We start from the raw sequence: 2593 nt of genomic DNA, 5'->3' as shown, positions 1-2593 counted from the left end.
CCAAAACCTGCAGATATAGTAACGAATCAAACGATTTGTTCGGGAGCGACCTTCACCTGGAACGGTACGGATTATACAACGAATCAGACAGGAACAAGATTCCCAGGAGCAGACGGTTGTACGGCAGATCAAGTGTTGAACTTAACTGTAACGCCAAAACCTGCAGATATAGTAACGAATCAAACGATTTGTTCGGGAGCGACCTTCACCTGGAACGGTACGGATTATACAACGAATCAGATAGGAACAAGATTCCCAGGAGCAGACGGTTGTACGGCAGATCAAGTATTGAACTTGACTGTAACACCAAAACCTGCAGATATAGTAACGAATCAAACGATTTGTTCGGGAGAGACTTACAGATGGAACGGTACGGATTATACAACGAATCAGACAGGAACAAGATTCCCAGGAGCAGACGGTTGTACGGCAGATCAAGTGTTGAACTTGACTGTAACACCAAAACCTGCAGATATTGTTTATACAGTAAGTATTTGTTTAGGTTCAACCTATACTTGGATGATGAATAATGTAGGCTATAATCTCGGGGGTACATACACTATTGTTAATAATGGCTGTAGTCCAAATTTAGTTTTAAATTTGATAATGACAACTCCTCCAAATGCAGGAACACTTATAGGAACACAAAATATTTGCGTAGGCGGAAACACAACTTTTAGTTCAGCCGCTCCAGGAGGAAGTTGGTCTTCCAGCAATCCAACGATTGCAGCAGTTGATTCAACGGGATTTATTACGGGATTGTCTGCAGGAACTGCAACTATAAGTTATACGGTAACAGGAACTGGAGGGTGTCCTGATGCCATAGCTACTAGAACAGTAAGTGTTTATTCACCAACAGTCTCTTTGTCTGGTACTACATCAGTTATAGAAAACTCAACTGGAACAGTTGATATAACAGCAAGTTTATCAACAATATCTTATGAAGATGTTACTGTAAATTTAACTTTGACGGGTACAGCAAGCGGATTAGATTATACTGCATCTGGTATTTCGATTGTTATTCCAGCAGGTTCTTTATCCGGCAACATAACTATTGATCCTATTGATGATATTATATCAGAAGGCAATGAAACAGTTATTGCTCATATATCAAGTGTAATCGGAGGTTGTGCAAGTGAGGATGGTACCCAAGTTGTTACTGTAACTATATCAGATGATGAAGCAACGCCGACAGTTGACATCAGCAGTCCAAGTGTAACCGAAGGAGCATCAGCTAGTTTTGTAGTATCTATAGATGTTGCCAGTTCAGTAGATACGGTAATTGATATTGTAACCAATACTGGTACAGCAGGAACTTCGGATTATACAACTACCACAACGACAGTAACTATCCCAGCGGGACAAACCAGCGTAACGGTAAGTGTACCAACAACAGACGATGCTACCGATGAACCAGCAGAGAATTTTGCTTTGAACGGTACGGTAACTTCAGGGAACACTAGCAATACAACTCCATTCGGAACAGCGACAATCAATGATAATGATGCGACTCCAATAGTTAGCATCAGCAGTCCATCTGTTATCGAAGGAGCCAATGCTGTATTCATGGTTTCGATAGACGTTGCCAGTTCAGTTGACACAGTAGTTGATGTTGTAACTAATACAGGTACAGCAGGAACTTCAGATTACACAACTACCACAACGACATTAACGATCCCAGCGGGACAAACCAGCGTAACGGTAAGTGTACCAACAACAGATGATGCAACAGATGAGCCAGCAGAGAACTTTACTTTAAACGGAACAGTAACCTCAGGGAACACTAGCAATACAACTCCATTCGGAACAGCGACAATCAATGATAATGATGCGACGCCAATAGTTAGCATCAGCAGTCCATCTGTTATCGAAGGAGCCAGTGCTGTATTCATGGTATCTATAGACGTTCCAAGTTCAGTGGACACAGTAGTTGATGTTGTAACTAATACAGGTACAGCCGGAACATCGGATTACACTGCAACGACTACGACAGTAACGATCCCAGCGGGACAAACCAGCGTAACGGTAAGTGTACCAACAACAGACGATGCAACAGATGAGCCAGCAGAGAACTTTACTTTGAACGGTACGGTAACTTCAGGGAACACTAGCAATACAACTCCATTCGGAACAGCGACAATCAATGATAATGATGCGACTCCAATAGTTAGCATCAGTAGTCCAACGGTTATCGAAGGAGCCAATGCTGTATTCATGGTATCTATAGACGTTCCAAGTTCAGTGGACACAGTAGTTGATGTTGTAACTAATACAGGTACAGCCGGAACTTCGGATTATACAACTACCACAACGACAGTAACTATCCCAGCGGGACAAATCAGCGTAACGGTAAGTGTACCAACAACAGATGATGCAACAGATGAGCCAGCAGAGAACTTTACTTTAAACGGAACAGTAACCTCAGGCAACACTAGCAATACAACTCCATTCGGAACAGCGACAATCAATGATAATGATGCGACTCCAATAGTTAGCATCAGCAGTCCAACGGTTATCGAAGGAGCCAATGCTGTATTCATGGTATCTATAGACGTTCCAAGTTCAGTGGACACAGTAGTTGATGTTGTAACTA

General features: G+C 42.3%; 1 protein-coding gene. It reads left to right on the top strand.

Going from position 1 to position 2593, the window contains the following annotated elements:
- On the top strand, nucleotides 1-2593 hold a 2593-nt coding region (locus tag B0E44_RS18530; protein WP_077378969.1), incomplete at both ends, for a Calx-beta domain-containing protein.

The organism is Flavobacterium sp. A45 (assembly GCF_002001005.1).
In the GTDB taxonomy this organism is placed as follows: domain Bacteria; phylum Bacteroidota; class Bacteroidia; order Flavobacteriales; family Flavobacteriaceae; genus Flavobacterium.
This window is presented reverse-complemented; position numbering and strand designations above follow the sequence as displayed.